We start from the raw sequence: 25,309 nt of genomic DNA, 5'->3' as shown, positions 1-25,309 counted from the left end.
GATCGCAGGAGCTTCCGATTTTTCCGTCATTCCCGCGAAGCACTTTTCAATAGCCGAAGGCTGGCCAAGCGGGAATCCAGTGGCTTTGCACTCATTAAAGGAAACTCTGATTTTGCTTGTCATCCCGGCGAAAGCCGGAATGACGAGCATGAAGCCGTTCCAACAGAAATTTCCCGGAAACCGGTCAAAATTCGTCAGGCCCGGTCTCCTCAATTCACGTGGTCAAACTCCGGCATCGGCTCGAACAACTGGCCGCTGCGCCACGCCTCCGCGTCCTTCCGCTGGTAAACCAGCTTGCCGCCGACGATGGTGTAGAGCACTCGCGTGCGCAGGATCTGGTTGTCGGGCACGGTCAGCAGATTGCCCGAGATAACCACCATGTCGGCGAGCTTGCCGGGGCTCAGCGTGCCAAGGTGCTGGTCCTCGAAGTTGGCATAAGCGTTGTTGAACGTGTAGGAGCGCAGTGCCTCCAGCCGGGTCTTGGCCTGGGCGGGAAAGAAGCGCTGGCCGCGGCCGTTGTCGCGCGTCACCGCACAGTAGAAGCCAGCGATGGGATTGGTGTCCTCCACCGGCGTGTCGCTGCCGTCCAGCACCATCGCGCCGCTCTCGATCAGCGTATGCCATACGTAGGCGCCCTCCTTCGCGCGCTGCTCGCCCAAGTGCGGCACCACGTAGGGCGCATCCGAACACGCATGGATGGACTGCATCGAGGCGATCACACCGAGCTGCGCGAAGCGCGGGATGTCGGACGGCGCCAGATGCTGCGCGTGTTCGATACGCCAGCGCAGCGCGTGCGCAGCCGGGTCTTCGCTGAAGATTTTCTGGTACATGTCGAGCAGCTCGCGGTTGGCGCGGTCGCCGATCGCGTGGATCGACACCTGAAAACCGTCGCGCGCGGCGATCCTTGCGATCTGTTCGAGCGTGGCCATTGGCGTGACGTTCTTGCCGGTAACGCCCGGCGCATCGTCGTACGGCTGCAGGAACCAGGCGCTGTGCGTGCCCAGCGCGCCGTCGGAAACGTCCTCGCCCACGCCGCGCACGGTGAAGTGGTCGTCCGCGAAACCTATCGTGCGGTACTTGGCGAGGTTTTTGTCGAGGCTGGCGACGTCCAGCACGCCGACGTTGACGTACAGCCGCAGCGGGAAGCCCTTGGCCGCCTCCTGCTTGAGCCAGTCTATCGTCTGGAAGTCCTCGCCCATGTCGACGAAGCCGGTGATGCCCTTGCTCACCTCGTTCTGCATGGCGAGCTTCAGCGACTGCTCCTTGCGCGCGGCCAGCTCCTGCGGCGGCAGGCCGGCAAGGTAACGGTTGTAGGCGGCGTACACCGCGTCGCCCGCGGTGTCGCGCAGCGCGCCGATGGCGTTGCTCTGGGCGTCGCGCACGATGCTGCCGCCGACGGGGTCGGGCGTGTCGTGGCCGATGCCGGCGAGCTTCAGCGCCATGGCGTTGGCGTAGATCGCATGGCCACTGGTGTGTGCGAGCAGCACGGGGTTGTTCGGCGAGACCGCGTCGAGGCTGGCCGGCAACGGCAGACCATCGATGTTGGGCTGCGGCACCTTGTCCCATTTGCTTTGCTGCCAGCCCTGGCCGACGATCCATTCGCCCGGCTTGGCCTTGGCCACCGCGGCCTTCACCATTGCCACGACGGCATCCCAGTTCGGCGCGGTGCCAGCATTGAGCTGCGTCAGCGAATCGCCGGTGTCCAGCAGATGACCGTGGCCCTCGATGAAGCCGGGCGCGACGAAGGCGCCATGCAGGTCAAACACCTTGGTGTTCGGGCCGATGTAGCGCGCGATGTCGGCGTCGCTGCCCAGCGCGGCGATCTTGCCGTCCTTCACCGCCAAGGCCTGTGCGGTGGGCTGCAGCGGATCGAGCGTGGCTATGCTGGCGTCGCGCAGCACGAGGTCGGCAGCGGGCAGCACGGGCGGAAAGCCCTTGATCGGCGCATCCGCCGCGGCAGCCGCGAGCGAGGCCAGCAAGAGGGCCGCAAGCCCGGTTCGACGGAAGCGCATGGTTTCTCCCCATTGACCGCGCACAGCTGCGCCGGCCCAGCGTAGGAACACCGCCGTGCGGGGTCAACCGCGCTCCACACCGCGCACCAGAAGCCCCTTGGCCAAGGCGCCATGCAGGTGGCCAAGCCCGCGCACCACATGCAGCAGCGTGAAGAACAGCAAGACGCCCAGCACGCACAGCACGCCCGCGCCGCCCCAACCGCTCAACCAATCGATGCCGCGGCAAGTCGATTCCGCCAGGCCGCTGCAGGTACCCATGTCCCATTGCTCGTGCACGGCGATCAGCTTCAGCACGGGTGCGGTAGCGAAAGCCAGCGAGACGGCGAGCCAGGTCACGATCAGCGTGAAGTAGAAGATGCCCAGCGGCAGCAGCAGCAGCGCGTACAGCATCGAGCTCCAGCTGCGCGGGTCGGTGAACATCGCGCCGATGCGCTGGAACAGCGTCATGTCCTTCGGCGGATACGGCGGCCGGCGCGGCATGCGCACGCCCAGCATGGTTTCCACTAGGCGCCCTTCCAGCAATGCCAGCCCGCGCACGCTGCCGAAGAACAGCACGATGAACGGCAGGCCGATGATGAGCACCGAGAAGCCTGCCGACATCGAAAGACCGGCGACCACCCAGGTGAAGTACGCGATGCCGGTGACCAGTCCGAACAGCAGGTAGAACAAGGCGCCCCACGCGCGCGGGTCGGCAATCACGCCGAAGAAGCGGCCGGCAACCGAGCGCCGCTTGGGCGGCGGCGGCGGGCGGATCGCGCGCTGGATCTTGATTTCCTGGTCGCGGTAGATCTCGGCCACTTCCTCCGGCGCGCCATAGCTCTCCACCACGTGCTCGAGCATGGCGGCCTCGTCCCGGCCGGGGCGCTCGTAGAGTTCGGCACGCAGGTGCTCCTCGGCGTCGTACAGCGCATCCTGGACCAGCGCGGGATCGGCACCGCGCAAGGCGACGCGCAGTTGTTCGAGGTATTCGTTGATGGTGCGTGGCTTGGTCATCACACTTCCCCTTGCAGAACCTTGTCGACGGAGTCGCGGCTGGCGTTCCACGCGGCAATCCACGCGCGCAACACCTCGCGGCCGAATTTCGTGATGCGGTAATAGCGGCGCGGCGGCCCGCTTACCGAGGGCTCCACCTCGCTGTCCAGCAGGCCCGCGCCCTCCAGGTTGCGCAGCACCGGGTACAGCGCGCTCTGCTTGCCGGCCAACACACCCTCGCCCGCCTGCTCCAGCCGCTTGGCGATCTGATAGCCGTACAGCGGCTGGCGCGACTGTCCCAGCACGGCCAGCAACACCAGCGACACCGTGCCGGCGGAAAGCTCCTTCTGGAACTTCTTCAGTTGGCCGTCGATCTCGTCCACGTGCTTGCCCGCCCTGCTGCATAGCTTGAAGGGAAGCATAGTGTTGACTTCGTACTAGTACATGCGCCGGAAGTCATAGTCAGCGCCACTGGCAGGGATGGACAGAACTCCAATGTTTGTGGATCAAACGCAAACTTTGGGGAACCGGCAGCCCACAAACTTTGGTGTTTGGATCCTCAGTCGCCTGAATCCGACACTCGTACGCGCATCGCCCGAAGTCCACCTGGAGGCTTCATTTTCTCGTAGGCTAAGGCCTCCAATCCAACCAAAGAACCACCATGGCTATAAATATTGATTCGCTCTCCCCGGCTGAACTCCAAGCGCTTATCAAGAGCGCAGAAGCGCAGATGGAATCTGCGCGGAAAAATCACGTCAAGGAAGTGCGGGCCAAGATTGATAGCATCCTTGCTGGCGCCGGGCTGACCATTGGGGAGGTGTATCCGACCCGTGGGGGTAAGTCTGCGAAGGGACCGAAAACCGCCGTTGCACCAAAATATCGCAACCCCGACAACGCGTCTCAGACGTGGTCTGGACGCGGCAAGCGGCCCCTCTGGTTCAACGAGGCCTTGAAGAAAAAGGGCGTGACAGCGGAAAGCCTGCTGATTGCTAGCGCACCCGCGAAAGCGACGCCAGCCAAGAAAACCGCACTGGTCAAGAAGGCTGCGAAGAGCACTCCGGCCAAGAAAGCCGCAAAGAAGTAATCTGGGATAGCAACACCTCAGCTGTTGCTGCCCAAGGGTGCCTAGCCTGAAGCGGCTGGGCGCCCTAGCTGTTCCTTTGTAGAGTCGCTTCCGACCCGAAGCGGATGTTCACGAGTCATCAGTCACACCCAATCGAAGGCGCGGGTATTCACCATGCTCGCGAGCAAAAGCGACTACTTTGTCGTATGCCTCGAAGAAGCCAGTCTCGTCCTTCACCATAGTCTTCTGCCGCCCTGGCCGTACAGACTCTGATGTTCGAAACTGCACAGACTTCGCCACCATGCCCACGTGTGGATATGACACCCATGTTTATGCGCTTTCTGGTGCTGGCGCCCGCTGAAAACGGACGACCCTAATGCATCGAAGACCGATCACCCAGCGAGTACTTGGTGCCCCATAAATCCCGCAGATCAGGCTGGAACTCCCCGGTCAATCTTCGGTGAACAGCACCGCGCCTTCCTGGTCAATTTTCAAGGCTCCGCAACAGGCCGGCGCTTCGCCGCCGCCAGGCCAACAGCCCCGTGCCAAGCGCGAGGGCGAGAGCGAAGATCCCGCAGAGCCACGGGAAGACGTTGCCGATCCGCGTATAGAGCGTTGGCCCGGGTCCCAGCGGCAGGTCGGCGACGATCATGGTCAGGCCCGCAGGCGCATCCTGCTTGAGGGCGAGCAGACGCCCTTGCGCATCGCTCGCGAACACCAGGCCGTCATTGGCAGCCCGCACGATCGAAAACCCGCCTTCGACGCCGCGCATCACGGACATGATCCCGTGTTGCCAGCCATCGATGCCCATGTCGCCTGCAGGCACACCCATCAGGTGGGCGCCCTTGGCGGCATCGGAACGAATGGTGTCGGGGAAATCCATGTCCTTGCAGATCTCCTCGGCACGGCCATCGCCCAGCCAGCCCGAGGCATGACCCGGCGTGAGGTCGTGTTCGAGGCCTGGCACAGGATGACGCTTGTCGTAGCGCTGAGTCCTGCCATCGGGCGTGATCGCAAGCGCGAAGTCGGCGGCCGGCGCCTCGGAATGGAAACCGGCAATGATCTGCACACCCGTATCCCTGGCGGCGGCAACAAGCGGTGCAACGGTCGTGCTCTGTCCTGCAGGGGTCGATACCATGCCGCCTTCCGGCGTAACCACGAACCTGGCGCCTTCCCGGGCAGCTGCGCGGACCTCGCGCGCGTAGGTTTCGGCCACTGCAAGATCGGCGGACACGGTCTTCGCCCGCCACGCATCCGCTACGGCCGTCTCATCGACGATACCCGCCACCCGCAGCACGTCGGGCTGCGGGTGCGCGAGCCGCACGATACCGAACACCAGATTGACTGCACAGATCGTCAGCCCGAGGCCGACTGCGGCCGTGTTCCGTTTGAACCGCAGCGCCATGGCGAGGGTATTCGCAAAGAGGCAGATCAGGAACGTAACCGCGTACATCCCGAAGAGCGATGCGCCCTGGATCAGGACGGGCGCCGACATCGTGCTGTAGGCGAGCGAACCGTAGGTGCCGTTCGGGGACTGCAGCTCGATCAGGAACTCGAAGACTGTCCAGCACGCCGGAAACGCAAACAACGTGAGAAGCGGTGACGACCGGCGCTGCACGAAGCGCGCAAACCCTACCGCGACGCAAAACAGCCCGGTATCGACCGCCAGAACCGACGCGAAGACGAGCGGCGGTATGAGATGGAGGTAGGGGGACTGCAGGATATAGCCGGTGCCGCCGAGGAGCGCGATGGCGCTCGCTCCGATTACCTGCCAGATGCGGGTATTGCCGTAGGCAAGCCACAACAACGGCACGGGCGCGAACCAGACCAGGACCCAGACGTGGTCGTATCCCTGTGAGAGATAAAACATGATGCCACTCAGCACAGCGGCCAACAGAGTGATCATTCGCTTTTCCCGGACGGTTTGAGGGAATCGAGGAACTGGCGCTTTGCAGCGCGGTATAGCTCCTTGAACTGTTTGTCGCTCGCGAAACGCCTCGCGCGCTGCATCGACACGAATCCCTGCCCGTAGGCCGCGAGCGCCATCGCGATCCCGAGCGTAGGCTCATCGCGGAACCGGCCCTCGGCCTTCGCCTGATCGATGCGAGCCATCGCGAGCGCGAGCGCCGGCGAGCGGCCCGCGGCGAAATCATCGGGAAACTGGCGCGCCGCGGGCGCAGGCAGGAAGAACGCCGCGTCGAACCGGTGCGGCTGCGTGAGCGCGAAATCGAGGTACGCCTCCATGAGCGCCTCCAGCCACTTCACCGGATCTCGGGCGCGGATGCCGCGAACGATCGTCTCCCACGCGGAAATGCCGTCCTGCATGAGGGCGTTGAGCAGCTCGTCCTTGTTCTTGAAATGGCGGTAGAGCGCCATCGGCGAGAGGCCCGCTCGCTGGGCGACCTTGCGGATGGTCAGCCCCTCGAAGCCTGCGGATTCGAGCACCGCCTTCGCGGACGAGAGTATGCGGCCCTTGGTCATGCGTACAATGTACACAAACGAGTACTAAGTACACAAGCCAACCCAGCGGCCATAGCCCCGGGCACCCGGGGCGCTCGGGTTGGCGCATGCACTTGGTACGATGATCGAGGACATTTTCGGCCTGAATGCCTTCGATCTGCCCGCGATTTCGGAACGAATGTCGGCGCCGAATATCTGGCCCCATCCATGCCGGCCCAGCCACCGGCAGCCTTGGGCGCAACGCAGATGGATTTTGGGTATTCGGAACGGCAGATACGTTGGCTCTATTCCCATGGACCAGGGGTTCCTTCTATGGTTGCGGCTCACTCACGACCATGGCGCCCACATGTCCGCATCCACGCAACAGCCGGACCACCTGAGGCGCAGCCTCTCCAATCGCCACCTGCAATTGATCGCCCTCGGCGGAGCCATCGGCACCGGCCTGTTCATGGGCTCGGGCAAGACGATCAGCCTGGCCGGGCCGTCGATCCTGCTGGTCTACCTGATCATCGGCGTGATGCTGTTCTTCGTGATGCGCGCGATGGGCGAGCTGCTGCTTTCGAACCTGGAGTACAAATCGTTCATCGATTTCTCCACCGACCTGCTCGGGCCATGGGCCGGTTTCTTCTGCGGCTGGACGTACTGGTTCTGCTGGATCGTCACCGCGATCGCTGAGGTGATCGCGATCGCCTCCTACACGCAGTTCTGGCTGCCGCATCTCGCGTCGTGGATACCGGCGTTGCTTTGCGTGCTGCTGCTGCTTGCCCTGAACCTGACGACGGTGAAAATGTTCGGCGAGCTGGAGTTCTGGTTCGCGCTGATCAAGATCGTCGCCATCGTCGCGCTGGTGGTGGTCGGCTTCGCGCTGGTGACATGGGGTTTCCGCTCGCCGGCGGGGAGCAAGGCTTCGCTGGCCAACCTGTGGAACGACGGCGGCCTCTTCCCGCATGGACTATCGGGTTTCTTCGCCGGTTTCCAGATCGCGGTGTTCGCCTTCGTCGGCATCGAGCTGGTCGGCACCACCGCCGCCGAGACCGCGGATCCGCGGCGCAACCTGCCGAAGGCGATCAACTCGATCCCGATACGCATCATCATCTTCTACGTGCTGGCGCTGGCGGCGATCATGGCGGTGACGCCATGGCGGCTGGTCGAGGCCGACAAAAGCCCGTTCGTGGAGCTGTTCGTGCTGGCCGGCATACCGGCGGCGGCGAGCCTGATCAACTTCGTGGTGCTGACCTCGGCCACCTCCTCGGCCAACAGCGGCATGTTCTCCACCAGCCGCATGCTGTACGGCCTGGCCGACGAAAGCCATGCACCAAAGGCATTCGCACACCTGTCGAAGGCGGCGGTGCCCTCGCTGGGCCTGCTGTTCTCCTGCTTCTGCCTGCTGCTGGGTGCGGCGCTGATCTACCTCGTGCCCAACCTGGTCACCGCGTTCACCCTCGTCACCACGCTATCCGCCGTGCTCTTCATGTTCGTGTGGTCGCTGATCCTGTGCGCGTACATGGCCTACCGGCGCAAACGTCCGCAGCAGCACGCGAGCTCGGCCTACAAGATGCCCGGCGGCGTCTTCATGTGCTGGGTGTGCCTGGTGTTCTTCGCCTTCGTGCTGGTACTGCTCTGCCTGCAGTCGGACACCCGTGCGGCGCTGCTGGCCAGCCCGGTCTGGTTCGTGCTGCTGGGGATCGGCTATGCCTGGAAGGGCCGGCGCGCCGGCAAACCCGCACCTGCCGGGAATTGAACACCGCAATTTCAGCCTGACTCATCTGAGCGAGCGCACCTTCGTGCGCTTCCGCGCATAGCGCACATGCGAACCGGCACCTGCTAACTTGCCGTTTCGCCAGCCAACCGGGGAGACCACCATGCGCCGCCACCTTGCCGCCGCCATCGCGACCACGCTCGCCCTCGCCACGGCACCGACCTTCGCCGCGCAGGACAAGCCCACGCCCAGCGCGAAGGAACTGCTGGATGCGTCCAAGCCTTCCGAATGGCGCACGCCCGATCCGGACAACCTGCTGTACATGCAGTTGCCCACGGGCCGCGTGGTGATCGAGCTGGCACCCGATTTCACGCCACTGCATGCAGCCAACATCCGCACCTTGGTGCGCGAGCACTACTTCGACGGCACCTCGGTCAACCGCGTGCAGGACAATTTCGTGGCGCAGTGGGATGACCCCGCCAGCGACGACGACCATCCCGATCCGGCCAAGCTGAAATCGCTGGGCAAGGCGAAGAAAACCCTGCCGCCGGAATACACCCGCGCCATCGACGCCAAACTGCCGTGGACAGAACTGCCCGACGGCGACGTATACGCTCCGGAAGTGGGCTTCAGCGAAGGCTTCGCCGCCGCGCGGGATCCGGCTACCAGCCGGATGTGGCTCACGCATTGCTATGGTGCGGTGGGCGTGGCACGCGACATCTCGCCCGACAGTGGCAACGGCAGCTCGCTGTACGCGATCATCGGTCAGTCGCCGCGCACACTGGACCGCAATCTCGCCATCGCCGGCCGCGTGCTGGAAGGCATGCCACTGCTCTCCGCCTTGCCGCGCGGCCCCGCCCCAATGGGCTTCTATACCGACGCCAAGCAGCGCCTGCCCATCCTCTCGGTGCGGCTGGCTTCGGATCTGCCGCCCGCGCAGCGCGCGAACATCCAGGTGCTGCGCACCGACAGCACCACTTTCACCGCGCTGATCGAAGCCAAGCGCAACCGCCGCGACAGCTTCTACACCTTGCCTGCGGGCAAGCTCGAACTGTGCAACATCGACGTTCCGGTGCGGGATGGCGGCAAGCCGGTGATGCCATAACCGTATCCGAACACCCATGCGGCCCATTCCGGTTATGGTGAACCCAGGCAACCGATCATCCCATCGCCCATGTCATTGAACGACACCATGCATTTTCTGCGGGCCTGGATGCGCGATCCGCGCAGCGTAGGCGCATTGGCGCCCTCCGGCCCCGCCTTGGCGCGACTGATGACGGCGCATGTCGACCACGCGCATGGCCCGGTGATCGAACTCGGTCCCGGCACCGGCGTTTTCACGCGGGCGCTGCTGGAACGTGGTTTGCCCGGCCATCGGCTAGTGCTAGTGGAAACCGATCCCGTGCTGGCTTCCACACTAGAGCAACGCTACCCGCACGCGCGCGTGCTGCGCATGGATGCCGCACAACTTGGCCGCTCTTCGTCCTTGTTCGGGGACGAGCGCGCGAGCGCCGTTATCAGCGGCCTGCCCCTGCTGTCCATTCCTTCCGACAAGGTCGCGGCCATCGTCGAAGGCGTGTTCGAGCGCCAATTGCAGTCCGGAGGGGCGCTTTACCAGTTCACCTATGGGCTGCGCTGTCCGGTGCCGCGGGCGTTGCGGCAGCGGCTTGGATTGCAGGCCGAGCGCGTCGGAGGGGCGTGGCTCAATTTGCCGCCAGCGTGGGTTTGGCGTATTCGGCGGGTGGGCTGAGGGTTTTTCGTGCTCTGAAGCCGGCAGGGTTTGTGACCCCGGGGCTTCACGGCGGCAAGACGCCTTATAGGCGCGTTTCGCAAGTAACAGAGCGGTTTCGGACGCCCGCCGGCGCCCGAGTCGCGTCTCTTTGCTGGCCCACGCTGCCGCAGGAGCGGTGGCGAACAACGAAGCTGGCCCGAAGGGCGAAGGGCAGCGCCTGTCCCGGACTCGATCCGGGAATGTCCGGAGCCAAGAGAGATAACCCAGAGAAACGGACTGATTCAATCCGCCGGAACTACGAACAACCCATGTCCGGGACATTGGAACCACTCCCTCCTATGCGATAGACAGCACGGCCACACCGCGCCGTATCTGGTTACCGAGGGAAGCATCTTGCAGCGGCCGCCCTGCTTCTGGCTCGTCATTCCGGCGCAGGCTGGAGGAGCTTCACAACAGCGAAGCTGGTCATCCAGTGACCGTGATGCTCGAACAAGCATGATCGCTCCTGGATTCCGGCCTGCGCCGGAATGACGAGCAGACAGTTCTGCGCCCTCTGGAGCGCCTTTGCCGTTCGCACGCGCTCCTGCGCGCGCATGGGCACGCAAAAGCGAAGTAGCTGGGGCTGCGGCAGCCGCACGAAAGCGCTCTGTCCTCGCCATACCCCAAATCCGGTCCCGGCCACGGCCTTGCAAAAGACATATCTACGATATATCTTGAATTCACCAATTCGATATATCGGAACACGCCATGCGCATGCACCACTTCTTTCAACACATCCGCCACCACCACCACTCCCACGACTTCAACCCCTTCGACATGGAAGGTGACGGCCGCGGCTTCCATGCCGGCCGCCATGGTCCCTTCGACGACAGCCGCGGCGGCGACGCCTTCGGCGGCTGGGACGGCCTGCGCGGCGGCCGCCGAGGCGGCGGCGGCCGCATGTTCGGCCATGGCGACCTCAAGCTGCTGCTGCTTGCGCTGATCGAGCAGCAGCCGCGCCACGGCTACGAGCTGATCCGCATGATCGAGGAGATGTTCCACGGCCAGTACACGCCCAGCCCCGGTGCGATCTATCCCACCCTCGCGATGCTCGAGGACATGGGCTATGCGTCGGTGGAGAACGAAGCGGGCAATCGCAAGCTGTACGCGATCACCGCCGAAGGTCGCGTCTTCCTTGACGAGAACCGTGCCGCGGTGGACGCGGCCAATGCACGCACCGAGCATAGCGCCAAGCTGGCGGCGAAGATGGCCGCCCCGATGCGCGTGCGCAAGGCGATGCACGCGCTCAAGCACGCGATGCTGATGCGCATCAGCTGGGACAAGGCGGAAGCCGAGCGCGTCGCCGCGATCCTCGAACGTGCCGCCCATGAAATCGCCACCGGCGGGACGAACGACTGATGCAGCTACCCTTCGTACGGCATGCCCACCAGCGCCTGCGCCATGACGTCGTGCTGCGCACGCTGGCCGTAGCGCGCGTCGAGCGCATTACGCCGCACATGCAGCGCGTGACGTTCGGCGGCGCCGAACTGCGCGGCTTCCATAGCGCCGCGCCCGACGACCATGTGAAGCTGTTCTTCCCCAACCGCCACGGTGAACTCGTGCCGCCCTCGCTGGGCGCCCAGGGCCTGGAATTCCCCTCGGGTCGCGAGCCCTCGCCTATGCGCGACTACACGCCACGCCATCACGACGCCGCACGCGGCGAGCTGGTGATCGATTTCGTGCTGCACGGCGACGGCCCCGCTGCGCGCTGGGCCGAGCAGGCGGCGCCTGGGCAGTGGATCGCAGCCGGCGGTCCGCGCGGCTCGCACGTGATCGCCAACGATTTCGACCATTACGTGCTGGTCGGCGACGAAACCGCCCTGCCCGCGATCAGCCGCTGGCTGGAAGAAATGCCCCCAGGCATGCACGCCACGGCCTTGATCGAAGTACCGGAAATCGCCGACAGGCAGACACTCTTCTCGCAGGCACGTGTCGACATCCAGTGGTTCGGACGCGACGCCGCGGAGGGCGGATCGCTGGAGCAGGCGTTGCACGAATTGCCCGCCATCGAAGGCGATCGCTTCTGGTGGATCGCCACCGAATCGGACCGCGCCCGCACGATGCGCCAATCGCTGGAGCAACGCGGCATACCGAAGGACTGGATCAAGGCCACGGGCTACTGGAAAGCCCATGCGGACGACGACGGGGATTGACCCCCATCTGAACGCAGAATGAGTTGAACCAGGCGTCCACTACAAAACCTTGCCACCTCATCGGTTAAGCCTTGGCACACCCCATCGCCACGGCGTGCCGCCTTGCAGCCGCAGGGAGACGATCATGAGACGCAGATACAAACTGCTGGCATGGGTCATCGGCTTGCCGGTGACCTTGCTCATCGTGCTGGTTTCGGCACTGGTGATAACGCTCTCCCTGTTCGACTGGAACAGGCTGAAGCCGACCATCGACGAAAAGGCCAGCACGGCGATTGGCCGCCCGTTCGCGATAAACGGCGACCTTGGCATGGAGTGGAAGCGCGACCCGCAGTCGCAGGGCTGGCATGCATGGGTGCCGTGGCCGCACATCGTGGCGCACGACATCTCGGTCGCCAACCCGGCATGGACGAAGCAGCCGCAGTTCGCGCACCTGGACGCCGTGCGCTTCAGTCTGTCGCCGCTGGACCTGCTGTGGCACCACGTGCGCATTCCCAGCCTGCAACTGGTGAACCCCAGCGTGGACCTGGAACGCGATGCCCAGGGTCGAGCCAACTGGACGTTCAACCTGCCGCAAAGCCAGACACCTTCCGCGTGGACGGTGGATCTCGGTGCCATCGGCTTCGGTGCCGGCCAGGTCGTATTCGACGATGCCGCCGGCCATGTGCAAATCACCGCGCACATCCAGCCGCTGCAGCAGGCGGTTCCCTATGACCAGATCGTGGCGCAGGCAACGGCGGATGCGCGTACGCAGGCGGTGAGCAGCGCCGGCCGCGGTGCCGGCAAGACCATGGACAAGGACAACGATCAGGACAAACCCGGCGATGCGGCCGCGCGGAAGTCCAGTTACCAGTTCGCCTGGAGCGCTCAAGGCAGCTACCAGGGTGCGCCGCTGGAGGGCAGCGGGAAAACCGGCGCCGTGCTGGCCCTGCAGCAATCCGGCCAGCCGTTTCCACTGCAGGCGAAACTGCGCATCGGCGACACGCACATCGCCTTGGTCGGCACACTGACCGACCCCCTGCATCTCGGCGCGCTGGACCTGCGCCTGTGGCTCGCCGGCTCCAGCATGGCCAAGCTCTACCCCATCCTCGGCGTGACGCTGCCCGACACTCCGCCGTACGCCACCCGTGGCCGGCTCACCGCCACGCTGGCGCGTAGCGGCAACCGCTTCGGTTACCACGACTTCCGCGCGCACGTGGGCGCCAGCGACATCGCCGGCGACGTCGACTACGTCACCGGCGGCGTGCGCCCCAAGCTCAGCGGCAAGCTGCAAGCCGCGCAATTGCGCTTCGCCGACCTTGCGCCGCTGGTCGGCGGTGGCGGCTCCAGCACCACGATGCCGCCCGCTGCCGCTTCCGATCGCGTTTTGCCCACGCAGTCCTTCCGCACCGATCGCTGGAAGGCGATGGATGCCGACGTCACCTTTGCCGCCGCGCGCATCGAACACGGCCCGTCGCTGCCGATCCAGTCGCTGTCGACGCACCTCGTGATGGACGGCGGCACGCTGACCCTGGACCCGCTGCACTTCGGCGTGGCCGGCGGACAGGTGAACGGCATGGTGCGTCTCGACGGCAGTACCGCGCCGATGCGCGGCAGGCTCAAGCTGGGCGTGCGCGGCTTGCGCATCGAGCAGTTGTCGCAAGGTTTCGCCTCCATGCACACCAGCCTGGGCGAGATCAACGGCGATGCCGAGCTCGATGCGCGCGGCAACTCCGTCGCCACCCTGCTCGGCACCGCCAGCGGCGAGCTGAAGCTGCTGATGGACAACGGCGCGATCAGCCGCAACCTGCTGGAAATGGCCGGCCTCAACGTGGGCAACATCGTGCTCGGCAAGCTTTTCGGCGACAAGACGGTGAAGATCGACTGTGCCGCCAGTGACTTCGTGGCAGAGGATGGCCTGTTCAGCACACGTCTGTTTGTGGTCGACACGCAGGACGCGCTGATCGATGTGAAAGGCACGGTGAACTTCGCCAACGAGAAGCTCGACCTGGATGTCGTGCCGCACACCAAGGGCTTCCGATTGTTCACGCTGCGCTCGCCGCTGTACGTGCACGGTACGCTGAAGCAGCCCGACGTGGGCGTGCACGCCGGCCCGCTGCTGGCGCGCGGCGCCGGCGCATTGGCGCTGGGCGTAGTCGCCGCCCCGGCCGCCGCGTTGCTGGCGTTGGTCGCCCCCAGTCACGACACCGGCAACACCCATACCTGCACCGCGGTGCTGCAGCAGTTGCGAGCGCCAGCGGCCAAGGCACAGCGCTGATTTACAATGCGCGCTTCTTCTGGATAGCGCGTATTCCATGCAAGCCGTCAGCAAGGCCCGTCTGCAGATCCACTTTTGCGTCCTGCTGTGGGGCTTCACCGCGATCCTCGGCAAGCTGATCAGCCTGCCGGCGCTGCCATTGGTGTGGTGGCGCGTGCTGCTGGTGACGGTTGCCCTGCTGCTGATGCCGCGGGTGTGGCGTGGCCTGCGCGCGATGCCTGCGCGCTTGCGCTGGGCCTACGCCGGCATCGGCGTGCTGGTGTCGCTGCACTGGCTGACCTTCTACGCCGCGATCAAGCTCGCCAATGCTTCCGTGGGTGCCACCTGCATGGCCCTGGGGCCGGTGTTCCTCGCCTTCGTGGAACCCTGGATCGCCAGGCGCAAGTTCGACCCGCGCGAAATGCTGATCGGCGTTGCGGTGGTGCCCGGCGTGGTGATGGTGGTGGGCGGGGTGCCCCCGGGCATGCGCATGGGCATCGCGGTGGGCGTGGTATGCGCATTGCTGGTGGCGCTGTTCAGCGCGTTCAACAAGCGCATGGTGGAACACGGCGACCCCCTCACCATCACCTGCATCGAGCTGGGCGCCGGCACCGTCTTCCTCGGCCTGCTGGCTCCCCTGCTCCCGCACGCCGGCCCTGCCTTCGTGCTGCCGGATATGCACGACGCGCTGCTGCTGCTCGCGCTGTCCTTCGGCTGCACCCTGCTGCCGTTCGCGCTGGCGCTGGTGGCGTTGCGCCACCTGAGCGCCTTCGGCGTGCAGATGGTGACCAACCTGGAACCGGTCTACGCCATCGTGCTGGCGGTGCTGCTGCTCGACGAGCAGCGCCAGCTGGACGGCTGGTTCTACGCCGGCGTGGCAGTGATCCTTGCCGCCGTGTTCGCCCACCCGCTGCTGCACCGCAAACGCGGTGAACCGGAGCAGCCGGAGCTGCTGGCCGTCGCGGAGAGCCACAACATCGTCGAGTAGCAACTGCCCCGGCTGCGGGATCACCCTCGTCGGAGGCCTTTCATTCCGCGCCGCCCGCAAGACGCGCCCGCAGGTGGTCGATGAAAGCCCGCACCTTCGCTGGCGCATGAAGCCCGGCGTAGACCGCGTGGAAGCTTCCTTCAGGCAAGCGCTGGGTACGCAGCAGGTGTTCGAGGCGGCCTGTCGCGAGCTCGGCCTGCACCATGAAGTCGGGCAGCACCGCCACGCCAGCGCCGGCCAGCGCCATCGCGTGCACCGCCGCGGCGCTGTCGGCCACGGCGCGGCGGGTCAGGCGTACACGGGTGTGGCTACCGTTGCGCGCGGTGAAGGTCCAGTTCGCGGGTGAGCTGAGCACCGAAAGCAGGATCGCATCGTGGTCCGCGAGGTCTTGCGGCCGGCGCGGCCGTCCGCGCGCGTCGAGATAGGCCGGCGCCGCCACCAGCAGCTGGCGGAAGCCGGCCAGACGCACCGCATGCAAGCCGGAATCGCGCAGCGGGCCGCCGCGGATTGCCAGGTCGAAGCGGCCGCCGATCAGGTCGCTGATGCCATCGTCCAGCACCAGCTCGGTACTCACCTCCGGACAGGCCCGCAGGAAGCTGGCCAGCGCGGGCGCCACCACCATGGCGCCATAGTTCACCGGCGCCGTGAGGCGCAGCGTGCCGCGCGGGATTTCGCGGTTTTCGCCCATGCGAGCGATCGCCGCCTCGGCTTCGCCCAGAATGCGCACGCAATCGGCATGGAAGTCCATGCCAGCCTCGGTCAGCGTCATCCTCCGCGTGCTGCGCACCAGCAGCGTTACGCCCAGTTCGCGCTCCAGCCGCACCAAGTGCTGGCTCACCATCGCCTTGGTCAGGCCCAGCTGTTCCGCCGCCGCGGTGAACGAGCCGGCGCGCACCAGCGCCACGAATACCGCCCAACGATTGAGATTGACCTCGCCCATGGCTGTTCTCCATTGTCAACTTTTACTTTACAGTGAATTACTTCTGCGACGGTTTATCCAGCAAATGGGAGGGTGCATGCTGCGCTTCGTCTCCCCTCCACTGGAAACCTTCCATGCACATCGCACTGTTCGGCGCCACCGGCCACATCGGCCACGCCATCCTCGCCGAAGCGCTGGCGCGCGGCCACGACGTGACTGCCATCGTGCGCGAGCCGGGCCGCCTCGACACGCGCCAGGACAAGCTCCGCGTTGTCACCGGCGACGTGGCGGACCCGCAGACCTGGCTGGCTGCCGTGCGCGGCAGCGACGCGGTGGTGGCCAGCCTGTCCGCCCGCCGCGACGGCAACCCGGACAGCTTGCCCGGCAACGCGCGCATCCTGCTCGACCAGCTGCCCGCGGCCGGCGTGCCGCGCCTCGTCTGGGTGGGCGGCGCCGGCAGCTTGGAAACCTCGCCGGGCGTGCGCGTGCTCGACGACCCGAACTTCCCGGCAGCATGGAAGCCCGAGGCCGAAGCCCAGGGCCGTGCGCTGGAAACCTTCCGCGCCAGCGCGTCGCCCCTGGCCTGGACCTACATCAGCCCTGCTGCGCTGATCGAGGACGGCGCGCGTACCGGTCACTACCGCATCGGTGGCGACCAGTTGCTGGCCGACGCCAGCGGCGTCAGCCGCATCAGCGTGGCCGACTATGCGGCCGCCCTGCTCGACCGTGTCGAGAAAGGCGACGCGACGCGACGCCGCATCACCGTGGCCTACTGAGCAGAAGAAGCACCGTCCATTCCGGACATGTCGCCCATGCCCGGATGGCCGATGGCGGGGCGGGCGTCGCCGGCATCCATGTCGTCGTCCGGCGGCGCCTTGGCCACGATGGCCTTGTACTGCTCCGGCGTCATGCCCGGCAGCTTGCGCAGGAAGGCCACCATGCTCCAAACGGTGGCGTCGTCGTGGCTGCTGCCCCAGGCAGGCATAGCGCTCATCTTGATGCCGTGCTTGATGACCCAGAACGCGGCCCTGGGATCGACCCGCTGCCGTGTGAGGTCCGGCGGCTGCGGATACAGACCGGGGCGGATTTCGGAATCGCGCATGCCCGGCGCGAGATGGCAGCCGGTGCACATGGCCGCGTACTGGCCAGCGCCCTTGAGAATCCGTTGCGGGTCGTCAAGATCGGGCATGGCGAGATTTGCGGTACGGGCATGGACGGAACGGTCGCGCAGGGTTTCGAGCAAGGCATAGGTCGGCTTCCAGTGCGGCGTATCGGCACCGATGTCGTACAGCCCCGACCAGGCATAGGCACCCGCACCGGCGACAAGCACCGCGAGCGTGGCAGCGACAACAAGCGTGCGTTCGACGCCTTTCTTCATGACGTGATCCTCAGAACCAGATGCGCAGGCCAGCGACGAGCTGGCGGTCGAAGACCGGGCGGCCCTCATCGCGTGCGAATGCCGCCGTGCCGCCGAAGCGCCGCGTCCACACCACGCCCAGGTAAGGGGCGAACTGCCGCCGTATCTCGTAGCGCAGGCGCAAGCCGAAGCTGGCGTCGGACAGACCGCTGCCGAGGCGCCGCTGCGGGTCGTCCTTGCCTTGGAAATTCGCTTCCAGCTCCGGCTGCAGGACCAGGCGCTGGGTGATGAGGAGCTCGTAATCGGCCCGCAGGCGCGCCGCCGTGCGGCCACCCGAACTCGCATAGGCGGTGGCTGCCAGCTCGAACCAGTACGGCGCCAGCCCCTGCACGCCGAGCGCTAGCCACTGGCGCGCGGGACCTTCGCCGAAGTCGTTGCGCACGCCGAGCTGGGTGTTCCAGTACGTCGCGACGGCATGGCTCCATAACGCCTCGACATCGCTGTCGTCGAACCGACCGTCTTCGTGCTGGCCCTCGCTGCGTAGCCACAGCTTGTCGATGTCGGTGCCATACCAGCCCTCCATCTCCCACGACTGGCCGCTGCCATGCAGGCCGTCGAAGGCTTCGAGCTGGTCGAAACGCAGCATGCCCAACGGCCCGGCGTCGAGCATGTCCATGCCGGGCATGACGCCATAGCCGTTGCCGTCCGAGTAGTCGGCGCTGCGCGCAGCCCGTGGCGCCACACCACCTTGCATGCGCATGTCGGGCATGGCGCCCATGTCATGCGGTTGACCGTGATCCTTCGCCGCCACCGTGCCCCCGGCATGCCTGGAGCGATCCATGCCTGGCATCGAGGGCATGTCCATATCTCCCATGTCCGCAGCGGTGCTGCCCGCCGATGCAGGCTCGAGCTGCTTCGCCTGCGGCGCTGGCTTCGCTGATTTGGGAGAGCCCTGCGGCATGCCCGGCATGTCCATGCCACCCATGTCCATGCTCGTGCTGCTTGCCGGCGCGGGAGCGGTCTGTTGCGCCCACGCCAACGGCGACAACGAGAGCGCAATGCAAGCCAAGGTGTTGCGGATGAATGCGCTCATGACACCACCACCTCGCGCATCATCCCTGCCTCCATGTGGTAGAGCATGTGGCAGTGGTAGGCCCAGCGACCCAGCGCGTCGGCGGTGACGCCATAGGCGATGCGCTGGGCAGGCTGCACATTGAGGGTGTGCTTGCGCACCTGGAAGCCGCCGTCAGGGCTTTCCAGCTCGCTCCACATGCCGTGCAGGTGCACGGGGTGGTCCATCATGGTGTCGTTGACCAGCACCAGCCGCAGCCGCTCGCCGGCGCGGAAATGCAGGGGCCTGGCGTCCGAGAACTTCACGCCATCGAACGACCACATGTAGCGCTGCATGTTGCCGGTGAGGTGCAGCTCGATCTCGCGGCCCGGCTCGCGCGTGTCCAGCGAACCGCCGACGGTATGCAGGTCGTCGTAGGTGAGCACGCGGCGACCGTTGCCGCGCAGGCCGGCGCCCGGGTCGTCGAGATTGGTGCGCGGCATGTCCACGCGCATGTCCACGCCGGGATTGCGGTATTCCGTGCGGGCGTGCTTCGCCATGGTGCCGCCATCCACGGCCCCCATCATGTCCATCATCGCCAACGGCGCGCGCGCATCCATCGCCGGAACCGGCGCCCCCATGCCTTCGCGCGGCGTCAGCGTGCCGCGGGCGTAGCCGCTGCGATCGATGGATTGCGCGAATACGGTCCAGGCGCGGTCGTCCGAAGGTTCCACAATCACGTCGTACGTCTCGGCCACGGCGATACGGAACTCATCCACGCTCACCGGCTCCACGTCCTGCCCGTCGGCGGCCACCACGGTCATCTTCAGGCCGGGGATGCGCACGTCGAAGATCGTCATCGCCGAGCCGTTGATGAAGCGCAGCCGCACTTTTTCGCCGCGCTTGAACAAGCCCTCCCAGTTGGCCGCCGGCGCATGGCCATTCATCAGGTAGGTATAGGTAGCGCCGCCTACGTCGGCGAGGTCGTTGGGACTCATGCGCATCTGCTGCCACATGCGCCGCTCGACGAGCGCCTTGTACAAACCCTGCACGCGCGCATCTCGCAGGAAATCCGATACCGTGGGCTCGGCGTGGTTGTAGTAATCGCCCTGCTTCTTGAGGTGCGCGTAGATCGCCAGCGGATCCTCGTCCGTCCAGTCGCTGAGCATCACCACGTAATCGCGGTCTGCGGGGAAGCGCTCGCCACCCGCGGGCTCGATCACGATGGGACCGTACAGACCGGTCTGCTCCTGAAAGCCGGAATGGCCGTGATACCAATACGTGCCGCTTTGCCGCACCGGGAAGCGATACGTGAATGTCTCGCCTGGCGCGATGCCGGCGAAACTGATGCCTGGCACGCCGTCCATGCCGGAGGGCAGCAGGATGCCGTGCCAATGGATGGAACTGGGCACGCGCAGCCGGTTGGTCACGCGCAATGTCACCGTGTCGCCCTGGCGCCAGCGCAACAACGGCGCGGGCAACTGCCCATTCACCACGGTGGCGACACGCTTGCATCCCGTGAAATCCACTGGCAGCTCGTCGATGGACAAGTCGAACTGCGTCCCGCGCAGCTCGCACGGCCCGACACGCGCCGCCTGCGCGGCGGACGGCCCGGCGCGCATTCCCAGACCGGCGGCCACGCCGCCCAGCATCAAACCCTGCACGAAACGTCGGCGCGACAATCGCGGGTCGCGCGAATCCAGCGTATTCATTCTTCACTCCCGATGCATGGCCACGCACGCGGCCACGAGCCTGCAGGCGCAGGCAATCAACCGAACGAGTCGGCGCGAACGGAGGGGGTCAGGCCAACGGTGGCCGCAAGGGTGGCGCGTGGGCCAGATCGGGAGCCTCGGCAGGCCATGCCTGCCAAGTCACTGCTGCGAAACGCGCAAGGCCGACCGGCACGGCAAAAACAGGCAGCGTCGCCGTCACGTGCGCACAGGCGCAATCGGCATGCACGCCATCCGCGTGCACCGGCGCGGGCGCGCCATGGTGTTGCGTCATCACCTTGGTCCCATCCATGCCTGCACAGCAATCGGCCTTTGCAAACGCCGTGAAGGCCACGCCCAACCATGCGCACAAGGCCAGCGCGAACAACACGCGGCAGCGACGCAGACGGCAGAGGAAGGATTGGCGCATGCAGCGAGCATAGCCATGCATGCCGAAAGCACTCAACTCTGGAGGAGGCTCTATGCGGCCTATACTGGCGCACCCTGCCCACGAACGCCCCTATGAACTATCGCCACGCCTACCATGCGGGCAATTTCGCCGACGTCCTGAAGCACGCCTTGCTGCTGGCGCTGATCGAGGCGCTCAAGCACAAGCCTGCACCGTTCTGCGTGATCGATACCCACGCCGGCAGCGGCTGCTATGCGCTGGACAGCGTCGAAGCCGACAAGACCGGCGAATACAAGGACGGCATCAACCGCCTGCTGTTTCCCGATCTCGCCGGCGCCAGCCACGAGCCGCTGCCGCCACTGCTGCGCCGATGGCTGGATTCCATCCTCGCGCTGCCCGGGAACGAACACGGCGTGAAACTCTACCCCGGCTCGCCTCTGCAGGCCGCACAAGCCATGCGCGACATCGACGGCGCGCAACTGTGCGAACTGCACCCCGAGGAAGCCGCACGCTTGCGCGAGCTGTTCCACCGCGATCCGCGTGTGCACGTGCATGAACGCAACGGCTACGAGGCGCTGAAAGCGCTGCTGCCACCGAAGGAAAAACGCGGCCTGGTCTTGATCGATCCGCCCTACGAGGCGCAGGAAGCCGAGTACCGGCTGATCGAGCAGACCTTGAAGGAGGCGCTGCAACGCTGGCCCGGCGGAATCTACGCCATCTGGTACCCGATCAAGCGACGCAGCCAGGTGCAACCGTTCCTGCGATGGCTCACGCACTGCGGCGCCAAGCGCGTGCTGCGCGCGGAGCTGCTGGTGCACGGCGGCGACTCGCCGCTGCGCCTCAACGGCTCGGGCATGGCCATCATCAATGCCCCTTGGCAGTTGGACGAAACCCTGCGTGAACCGCTGCGCGCGATGGCCCGCCTGCTTGCCCAGGGACACCCCGCCGAATGGAAGCTGGACTGGCTGGTGGATGAGGCTGCGCCTGCGCCACCGGCTAGAACCGCGAAACTACCTCCTTCGCCACGCCGTCGCTAAGCTCACTGCGTCGTTGTTGCGATCTTCGATCCTGGAGTCCGCCATGCGTCCCGTCACCCGCACCCTCCTCCTGTCTTCCGTGCTGCTCGGCCTGGCCGCCTGCGCCCCCCCGCCGATCTACAAAATCGCTCCCGGCACGCTTGCCGCCACGCCGGCCCAGGTGGCCCATACACCGGAGCAGTTCGCACAAGGCCAGGTGATCTGGGGAGGCCGCGTGGTGGGTGTGCGCAACCTACCGGACCACAGTGAAATCGAGGTGCTTGCCTACCCGATCGACTCCTCGCAGCGTCCCCGCTTCGGCGCGGGCGCCAGCGGCCGCTTCATCGCCATCGTGCCCGGCTACGCCGAGCCGATGAACTATCCGGGCGGCGCGCCCATCACGGTGGACGGCCAACTCGGCGGCACCCGCGTCGGCAAGGTCGGGCAAGCGGACTACGTGTTCCCGCTGGTGAAGATCGCGCAATCGCATGTGTGGACACCCGACGAAATGCGCAGCGGGCACCCGAATGTCAGCTTCGGTGTGGGCGTGGGCGTCGGCATCCGCTGAACCTTCGTCACCACGACTACGCGAAGGCAACGAAGCGGCTGCCGGGCTCATGGCGGCTCTGTTCTCCTGCCGCCAGCGCAGTCAGCGATCAAGCTGATGAACTGTCGGATCAAGCGTGGCGAGGCTTGGCACGCCTTCCCCGCCGTCTGCTGTACATCAGCACCGCACGACGGAGCAATAGAAAGCAGGACTGGCCGACGCACCGCAACAGCTGACGACTGCAGTCAGTCCTGCGCTTCCTACACGCGCGAACCGCGGGCGATGAGCCGGCTTTGCATCAAGGCCGCTGTGTGCAACATCAGAAACAGCGGGACCAGAAACGCCGGGATCACCAGCAGTGGCAGCGTTGCCATCGGCGCAGTCGTGATCTCGCCCGCGGCTCCACTGGACAAAGTGGCACTCAGGGTTCCAAGGACGATGGCCACGGCAAGATCGAGCATGCCGAACAGGTTCCATCGGACGAATGCCCGGCTGCCGGCAAAGTCACTGCGACGCACGAGAGCCAGGATCATCCATGGGGCAGCGAAGCCGACTGCCATGTCGCCAAGACCCGCCGGCAACGCAAACATGGCCGGCAGCACATTGTGTGCGTACAGCGACAGAAAACCCAGGCCGGCCCATCGCCAGGCCTGCATGGCCGTGATCAGACGCAGGTCGAGCGAGAGAACGAATGCGCGGAACGACGGCGAGAACCGTAGCCACGCAAAAAACATCAACAGAGGCGCACCAACCCCGATGGCTATGGCGACCGGTGGCTGCCCGGGACGCCCGACGAAGGCGCCGGATATACCGAGCGACACGACAAGCCCGAACCATGCGGCCAAGACCAGGACGATTCCCTGACGAATGTTGCTAGTTCCGTGAGGCCCCTGCGTGGCGGGGCGCGGAAGAACTGTGGCTGACATGAGCGCCTCCTCAAGTAACTTGCATTTTGCAAGTTTGTGGCGAAAGTACCCGACTAGCTTTCATAATGCAAGCAACAAATCTTGCTGTCATGGAGAGCCGCCAGAATGAGCACCGCCAGGTCTTTCGCACGTTCCGCTTGCGCGGTCGCCAATTCGCTCGACATCGTCGGCGACAAATGGTCGTTGCTGGTGGTGCGCGACCTGCTGCACGGCAAGAGCACCTACGGCGAAATCGCGGACTCCCCGGAACACATCCCGACCAACATCCTCGCGGAGCGCCTCAGACGCCTGGAGGCCGCCGGCATCATCATCGGCACGCCCTACCAGGAGCGCCCGGTGCGCTATGCCTACACGCTCACCCCGAAAGGCAGGGCCCTGGGCGACGTGCTGCTCGCGTTCGTACGCTGGGGCAAGCAATACATACCGGGAACGGTGACGATGGGCTCGGGACCGGCAGGCAGCGGAGCGGCAACAAAGGCCTCGACCGCACGCCGCGCGCGCAAGACACAAGCGAAGTAAGGTCCCGGGGAAGACTTCGGCGACGAACGCACGCCACTACAATGGCCGCCCCAGATCATGGCCCGCATGACCGACCATGCCGACGTCGCACGCCGCGCCTTTCATCGCTCACCCCATCGCCCACATGCGCTCGCCCTACGCACGGCGCATCGATGCCCCGCATCAATCGGTAGTGGTGGCCGGCACCGAGACAGGGGTCGAGGCGGAAGCACGCATCGAGTTCGTCGAAACCGTGCCGGCTGAGGCGTTTGCCGATCTCGCCGGGTTCGAACGGATCTGGCTGCTGTTCGTGTTCCATCGCAGCGAGGGCTGGAAACCGCAGGTGCGGCCGCCGCGCGGCGGTGGCAAACGCAGCGTGCTGGCCACACGCTCGCCACATCGGCCCAATGCGATCGGCTTGTCGGCCGTTGAACTGATAGGCGTCGAGGAGCGGGCGTTGCGCGTGCGCGGCGTAGACCTGCTGGACGGCACGCCGATTCTCGACATCAAGCCCTATGTGCCTTACGCCGACGCGTTCCCCGCTTCGCGAGCAGGCTGGATCGACGCCGTCGACATGGCACAAGGCCTCCATTCCGCCCCCGGACCGAAGCGGCCACGACGGCCTCCGGGCAAGTCCCCAGGCTGAACCGAAGGATATGTGCGACTGCGCCAAATTGGCGCAAGAGCTTGCATCCAGGCTGTAACCATATCATGCTGCATTGCACACAATACGCAAGAGTATTGAAATGAGTACTGCCAGCTTGCGCTCGATGGCTTCGCACCCTTCCCTGTCTTCGCGCAGCCACGCGCGCCATGCCCCCACGCTCAGCGTGCATACCGCGCAAGGCGAGCGCGTGCGCAGCCGCGACAGTCGCGAACTGTGGCTGCGCGGGATCGAGTCAGGTGACGTGGCGGCGCTGCAGCGTTGCTTTACGCGCCTGTCTCCGGAGGACATCCGCCGCCGCTTCCTGCATGCCATGTCCGAGTTGCCCCTGCCGATGGCGCAACGCCTGTGCAATACCGATCCGGCACTAGAAACCGCGCTGGTGCTGGTGGACGAATCCGTACGCCCTGCCGAGATCCGCGGCGTGGGCCGAATCTATGTGGACGAGGCTGCCGACAGCGCCGAGTTCTCGGTGATCGTGGAGCGGGACTGGAGCCGCATCGGCCTCGGCGCGCTGCTGATGCAGCGGCTGGTGGATGATTGCCGCCACCGTGGCCTCGCCGAAATCTGGGGTTATGTGCTGCTAGAGAATCGTCCCATGCTTGAGCTGTGCCGCGAGCTGGGCTTCACCCGCAGGCTGCTGCCGGACGAACCGGGCACGGCGCAGATTAGATTGACGCTGTAATTCGCCTGGCTCCCTGTCCCCGATGGGCAAAACCATGTCGTTTGCGAGCCGCTGGCTTGCACATGGCTTGATCCGAGCGCTGACGCGAGGTCCGCTGGAGTTACCAGCAGGAACGAGTCTGGCAACTCGCTGAGGTGAGGACCCTGCTTGCGTTGCCGCAGAGCAGGAGCTGTTCCG

Annotated in this window: 25 protein-coding genes; 14 read left to right on the top strand and 11 right to left on the bottom strand. The window is 65.6% G+C overall.

The features are described 5' to 3' along the window. Positions 1-209: 209 nt before the first annotated feature. From ISP25_RS20635 to ISP25_RS20625, 3 genes are all read right to left on the bottom strand, one after another. Positions 210-2,012 carry an amidohydrolase gene (locus ISP25_RS20635; protein ID WP_404616241.1) on the bottom strand — a complete coding sequence of 601 codons (1,803 nt, stop codon included), beginning with the start codon at positions 2,010-2,012 and terminating at the stop codon, positions 210-212. Between the two features lie 63 nt (positions 2,013-2,075). Next, the gene (locus ISP25_RS20630) at positions 2,076-3,005 is read right to left on the bottom strand and encodes a sensor domain-containing protein (RefSeq protein WP_404616240.1); all 930 of its coding nucleotides are present in this window, start codon (positions 3,003-3,005) and stop codon (positions 2,076-2,078) included. Beyond that, a complete protein-coding gene (locus ISP25_RS20625) occupies positions 3,005-3,406 on the bottom strand; it encodes a PadR family transcriptional regulator (RefSeq protein WP_225578551.1) in 402 nt (133 codons plus the stop codon). Before ISP25_RS20625 ends, ISP25_RS20630 begins: the two co-directional genes overlap by 1 nt. A gap of 239 nt (positions 3,407-3,645) precedes the next feature. Between ISP25_RS20625 and ISP25_RS20620 the strand changes: the two genes are divergently transcribed. After that, complete coding sequence (locus ISP25_RS20620) at positions 3,646-4,068, top strand: H-NS histone family protein (protein ID WP_404616239.1); 423 nt, start codon at positions 3,646-3,648, stop codon at positions 4,066-4,068. 463 nt (positions 4,069-4,531) lie between these two features. Here the strand turns inward: ISP25_RS20620 and ISP25_RS20615 are convergent, their stop codons facing one another. Beyond that, complete coding sequence (locus tag ISP25_RS20615) at positions 4,532-5,953, bottom strand: nitrilase-related carbon-nitrogen hydrolase (protein WP_404616238.1); 1,422 nt, start codon at positions 5,951-5,953, stop codon at positions 4,532-4,534. Further along, entirely contained in the window at positions 5,950-6,528 is a 579-nt protein-coding gene (locus tag ISP25_RS20610) for a TetR/AcrR family transcriptional regulator (RefSeq protein WP_404616237.1), read from the bottom strand. The genes ISP25_RS20615 and ISP25_RS20610 overlap by 4 nt, the downstream gene beginning before the upstream one ends. A 325-nt stretch (positions 6,529-6,853) precedes the next feature. Between ISP25_RS20610 and cycA the strand changes: the two genes are divergently transcribed. The 7 genes from cycA (at position 6,854) to ISP25_RS20575 (ending at position 15,351) form a co-directional block, all read left to right on the top strand. Next, positions 6,854-8,248, top strand: a complete 1,395-nt coding sequence (gene cycA, locus ISP25_RS20605) for a D-serine/D-alanine/glycine transporter (protein ID WP_404616236.1) — start codon at positions 6,854-6,856, stop codon at positions 8,246-8,248. A 121-nt stretch (positions 8,249-8,369) separates the two neighbouring features. Next, positions 8,370-9,311 carry a peptidylprolyl isomerase gene (locus ISP25_RS20600; RefSeq protein WP_404616235.1) on the top strand — a complete coding sequence of 314 codons (942 nt, stop codon included), beginning with the start codon at positions 8,370-8,372 and terminating at the stop codon, positions 9,309-9,311. Positions 9,312-9,479: 168 nt separating this feature from the next. Next, positions 9,480-9,956, top strand: a complete 477-nt coding sequence (locus ISP25_RS20595; RefSeq protein ID WP_404616234.1) for a class I SAM-dependent methyltransferase — start codon at positions 9,480-9,482, stop codon at positions 9,954-9,956. A gap of 729 nt (positions 9,957-10,685) precedes the next feature. Next, positions 10,686-11,336 carry a PadR family transcriptional regulator gene (locus ISP25_RS20590; protein WP_404616233.1) on the top strand — a complete coding sequence of 217 codons (651 nt, stop codon included), beginning with the start codon at positions 10,686-10,688 and terminating at the stop codon, positions 11,334-11,336. Then, complete coding sequence (locus tag ISP25_RS20585) at positions 11,336-12,130, top strand: siderophore-interacting protein (protein WP_404616232.1); 795 nt, start codon at positions 11,336-11,338, stop codon at positions 12,128-12,130. Before ISP25_RS20590 ends, ISP25_RS20585 begins: the two co-directional genes overlap by 1 nt. A gap of 124 nt (positions 12,131-12,254) precedes the next feature. After that, entirely contained in the window at positions 12,255-14,384 is a 2,130-nt protein-coding gene (locus ISP25_RS20580) for an AsmA family protein (protein ID WP_404616231.1), read from the top strand. Positions 14,385-14,421: 37 nt separating this feature from the next. Beyond that, on the top strand, positions 14,422-15,351 hold the full coding sequence (locus ISP25_RS20575; RefSeq protein ID WP_404616230.1) for a DMT family transporter: 930 nt from the start codon (positions 14,422-14,424) through the stop codon (positions 15,349-15,351). 40 nt (positions 15,352-15,391) lie between these two features. On the opposite strand, the gene ISP25_RS20570 is transcribed toward ISP25_RS20575, so the two are convergent. Beyond that, a complete protein-coding gene (locus ISP25_RS20570; protein ID WP_404616229.1) occupies positions 15,392-16,291 on the bottom strand; it encodes a LysR family transcriptional regulator in 900 nt (299 codons plus the stop codon). Positions 16,292-16,404: 113 nt separating this feature from the next. On the opposite strand from ISP25_RS20570, the gene ISP25_RS20565 reads away from it, so the two are divergent. Then, entirely contained in the window at positions 16,405-17,046 is a 642-nt protein-coding gene (locus ISP25_RS20565; RefSeq protein WP_404616228.1) for an NAD(P)-dependent oxidoreductase, read from the top strand. On the opposite strand, the gene ISP25_RS20560 is transcribed toward ISP25_RS20565, so the two are convergent. The 4 genes from ISP25_RS20560 to ISP25_RS20545 form a co-directional block, all read right to left on the bottom strand. Then, positions 17,040-17,648, bottom strand: coding sequence for a c-type cytochrome (locus ISP25_RS20560; protein WP_192159923.1), 609 nt, complete (start codon positions 17,646-17,648; stop codon positions 17,040-17,042). The genes ISP25_RS20565 and ISP25_RS20560 overlap by 7 nt on opposite strands. A gap of 10 nt (positions 17,649-17,658) precedes the next feature. Further along, the gene (locus ISP25_RS20555; protein WP_404616227.1) at positions 17,659-18,720 is read right to left on the bottom strand and encodes a copper resistance protein B; all 1,062 of its coding nucleotides are present in this window, start codon (positions 18,718-18,720) and stop codon (positions 17,659-17,661) included. Next, positions 18,717-20,390, bottom strand: a complete 1,674-nt coding sequence (locus ISP25_RS20550) for a copper resistance system multicopper oxidase (protein ID WP_404616226.1) — start codon at positions 20,388-20,390, stop codon at positions 18,717-18,719. The genes ISP25_RS20555 and ISP25_RS20550 overlap by 4 nt, the downstream gene beginning before the upstream one ends. Before the next feature lie 88 nt (positions 20,391-20,478). Continuing rightward, positions 20,479-20,817 (bottom strand): hypothetical protein, encoded by a 339-nt coding sequence (locus tag ISP25_RS20545; protein WP_404616225.1) that lies wholly within the window; start codon positions 20,815-20,817, stop codon positions 20,479-20,481. Between the two features lie 92 nt (positions 20,818-20,909). Here ISP25_RS20545 and ISP25_RS20540 point away from each other — a divergent pair, with 92 nt between their 5' ends. Both ISP25_RS20540 and ISP25_RS20535 read left to right on the top strand, forming a co-directional pair. Next, a complete protein-coding gene (locus ISP25_RS20540; RefSeq protein ID WP_404616224.1) occupies positions 20,910-21,833 on the top strand; it encodes a 23S rRNA (adenine(2030)-N(6))-methyltransferase RlmJ in 924 nt (307 codons plus the stop codon). A gap of 43 nt (positions 21,834-21,876) precedes the next feature. After that, entirely contained in the window at positions 21,877-22,380 is a 504-nt protein-coding gene (locus ISP25_RS20535; protein WP_404616223.1) for a Slp family lipoprotein, read from the top strand. Between the two features lie 239 nt (positions 22,381-22,619). On the opposite strand, the gene ISP25_RS20530 is transcribed toward ISP25_RS20535, so the two are convergent. After that, positions 22,620-23,285, bottom strand: coding sequence for a hypothetical protein (locus ISP25_RS20530; protein ID WP_404616222.1), 666 nt, complete (start codon positions 23,283-23,285; stop codon positions 22,620-22,622). Between the two features lie 105 nt (positions 23,286-23,390). Here ISP25_RS20530 and ISP25_RS20525 point away from each other — a divergent pair, with 105 nt between their 5' ends. The 3 genes from ISP25_RS20525 to ISP25_RS20515 all read left to right on the top strand — a co-directional run bounded on the left by ISP25_RS20525 (position 23,391) and on the right by ISP25_RS20515 (position 25,132). Then, entirely contained in the window at positions 23,391-23,804 is a 414-nt protein-coding gene (locus ISP25_RS20525) for a winged helix-turn-helix transcriptional regulator (protein WP_404616221.1), read from the top strand. Between the two features lie 76 nt (positions 23,805-23,880). Then, entirely contained in the window at positions 23,881-24,429 is a 549-nt protein-coding gene (gene tsaA / locus ISP25_RS20520; protein WP_404616220.1) for a tRNA (N6-threonylcarbamoyladenosine(37)-N6)-methyltransferase TrmO, read from the top strand. A gap of 100 nt (positions 24,430-24,529) precedes the next feature. Further along, on the top strand, positions 24,530-25,132 hold the full coding sequence (locus ISP25_RS20515; RefSeq protein ID WP_404616219.1) for a GNAT family N-acetyltransferase: 603 nt from the start codon (positions 24,530-24,532) through the stop codon (positions 25,130-25,132). Positions 25,133-25,309 lie beyond the last annotated feature (177 nt).

The sequence above is a fragment of the Rhodanobacter hydrolyticus genome (genome assembly GCF_044904645.1).
This window is presented reverse-complemented; position numbering and strand designations above follow the sequence as displayed.

What these genes read in the sequence shown, in the direction of transcription:
- ISP25_RS20625 (WP_225578551.1), bottom strand. Translation starts at nt 3,406, where the DNA reads ATGCTTCCCTTCAAGCTATGCAGCAGGGCGGGCAAGCACGTGGACGAG.
- ISP25_RS20570 (WP_404616229.1), bottom strand. Translation starts at nt 16,291, where the DNA reads ATGGGCGAGGTCAATCTCAATCGTTGGGCGGTATTCGTGGCGCTGGTG.
- ISP25_RS20595 (WP_404616234.1), top strand. Translation starts at nt 9,480, where the DNA reads ATGACGGCGCATGTCGACCACGCGCATGGCCCGGTGATCGAACTCGGT.
- ISP25_RS20620 (WP_404616239.1), top strand. Translation starts at nt 3,646, where the DNA reads ATGGCTATAAATATTGATTCGCTCTCCCCGGCTGAACTCCAAGCGCTT.
- ISP25_RS20550 (WP_404616226.1), bottom strand. Translation starts at nt 20,390, where the DNA reads ATGAATACGCTGGATTCGCGCGACCCGCGATTGTCGCGCCGACGTTTC.
- ISP25_RS20525 (WP_404616221.1), top strand. Translation starts at nt 23,391, where the DNA reads ATGAGCACCGCCAGGTCTTTCGCACGTTCCGCTTGCGCGGTCGCCAAT.
- ISP25_RS20530 (WP_404616222.1), bottom strand. Translation starts at nt 23,285, where the DNA reads ATGTCAGCCACAGTTCTTCCGCGCCCCGCCACGCAGGGGCCTCACGGA.
- cycA (WP_404616236.1), top strand. Translation starts at nt 6,854, where the DNA reads ATGTCCGCATCCACGCAACAGCCGGACCACCTGAGGCGCAGCCTCTCC.
- ISP25_RS20555 (WP_404616227.1), bottom strand. Translation starts at nt 18,720, where the DNA reads ATGAGCGCATTCATCCGCAACACCTTGGCTTGCATTGCGCTCTCGTTG.
- ISP25_RS20585 (WP_404616232.1), top strand. Translation starts at nt 11,336, where the DNA reads ATGCAGCTACCCTTCGTACGGCATGCCCACCAGCGCCTGCGCCATGAC.
- ISP25_RS20610 (WP_404616237.1), bottom strand. Translation starts at nt 6,528, where the DNA reads ATGACCAAGGGCCGCATACTCTCGTCCGCGAAGGCGGTGCTCGAATCC.
- ISP25_RS20540 (WP_404616224.1), top strand. Translation starts at nt 20,910, where the DNA reads ATGAACTATCGCCACGCCTACCATGCGGGCAATTTCGCCGACGTCCTG.
- tsaA (WP_404616220.1), top strand. Translation starts at nt 23,881, where the DNA reads ATGCCGACGTCGCACGCCGCGCCTTTCATCGCTCACCCCATCGCCCAC.
- ISP25_RS20600 (WP_404616235.1), top strand. Translation starts at nt 8,370, where the DNA reads ATGCGCCGCCACCTTGCCGCCGCCATCGCGACCACGCTCGCCCTCGCC.
- ISP25_RS20580 (WP_404616231.1), top strand. Translation starts at nt 12,255, where the DNA reads ATGAGACGCAGATACAAACTGCTGGCATGGGTCATCGGCTTGCCGGTG.
- ISP25_RS20565 (WP_404616228.1), top strand. Translation starts at nt 16,405, where the DNA reads ATGCACATCGCACTGTTCGGCGCCACCGGCCACATCGGCCACGCCATC.
- ISP25_RS20635 (WP_404616241.1), bottom strand. Translation starts at nt 2,012, where the DNA reads ATGCGCTTCCGTCGAACCGGGCTTGCGGCCCTCTTGCTGGCCTCGCTC.
- ISP25_RS20535 (WP_404616223.1), top strand. Translation starts at nt 21,877, where the DNA reads ATGCGTCCCGTCACCCGCACCCTCCTCCTGTCTTCCGTGCTGCTCGGC.
- ISP25_RS20575 (WP_404616230.1), top strand. Translation starts at nt 14,422, where the DNA reads ATGCAAGCCGTCAGCAAGGCCCGTCTGCAGATCCACTTTTGCGTCCTG.
- ISP25_RS20560 (WP_192159923.1), bottom strand. Translation starts at nt 17,648, where the DNA reads ATGAAGAAAGGCGTCGAACGCACGCTTGTTGTCGCTGCCACGCTCGCG.
- ISP25_RS20545 (WP_404616225.1), bottom strand. Translation starts at nt 20,817, where the DNA reads ATGCGCCAATCCTTCCTCTGCCGTCTGCGTCGCTGCCGCGTGTTGTTC.
- ISP25_RS20590 (WP_404616233.1), top strand. Translation starts at nt 10,686, where the DNA reads ATGCGCATGCACCACTTCTTTCAACACATCCGCCACCACCACCACTCC.
- ISP25_RS20515 (WP_404616219.1), top strand. Translation starts at nt 24,530, where the DNA reads ATGAGTACTGCCAGCTTGCGCTCGATGGCTTCGCACCCTTCCCTGTCT.
- ISP25_RS20615 (WP_404616238.1), bottom strand. Translation starts at nt 5,953, where the DNA reads ATGATCACTCTGTTGGCCGCTGTGCTGAGTGGCATCATGTTTTATCTC.
- ISP25_RS20630 (WP_404616240.1), bottom strand. Translation starts at nt 3,005, where the DNA reads ATGACCAAGCCACGCACCATCAACGAATACCTCGAACAACTGCGCGTC.